This window comes from Alicyclobacillus fodiniaquatilis, assembly GCF_042678105.1.
Lineage (GTDB): Bacteria > Bacillota > Bacilli > Alicyclobacillales > Alicyclobacillaceae > Alicyclobacillus > Alicyclobacillus fodiniaquatilis.
This window is the reverse complement of the sequence record NZ_JBHUCX010000097.1, coordinates 24,442-24,927: the sequence shown is the minus strand read 5'-3', so window position 1 is coordinate 24,927 and position 486 is coordinate 24,442. Positions and strand designations below refer to the sequence as shown.

1 protein-coding gene is annotated in these 486 nt (G+C 59.7%); it reads left to right on the top strand.

Annotated features, from left to right (window positions below):
* Positions 1 to 486 (top strand): immunoglobulin-like domain-containing protein (locus tag ACFSB2_RS23680; protein ID WP_377945576.1); only part of this gene is annotated, 486 nt, incomplete at both ends.

Genomic DNA, 486 nt, shown 5'->3' with positions numbered 1-486 from the left:
ACGAAGGGCAGCGCAAGTGACACGCAAACCTTCACGGTGACAGTCGTGACGGTAGCTGAAACAGATACGGAAGCGGTGGCGGCTGACAAGGCGGCGCTCGCGATCGGGTACGCAGCTGGCGACTCGGCTTCCAGCGTGACGCAGAACTTGACGTTGCCGACTACGGGAAGCAACGGTTCGACCATTACGTGGTCCTCTGACACCCCGACAGTCGTGGCAAATGACGGAACGGTGACGCAGCCTGCGTACAGTGATGGCAATGCAACGGTGACGCTGACGGCGACGATTACGAAGGGCAGCGCAAGTGACACGCAAACCTTCACGGTGACAGTCGTGACGGTAGCTGAAACAGATACGGAAGCGGTGGCGGCTGACAAGGCGGCGCTCGCGATTGGATATGCAGCTGGCGACTCGGCTTCCAACGTGACGCAGAACTTGACGTTACCCACTACGGGAAGCAACGGTTCGACCATTACGTGGTCCTCG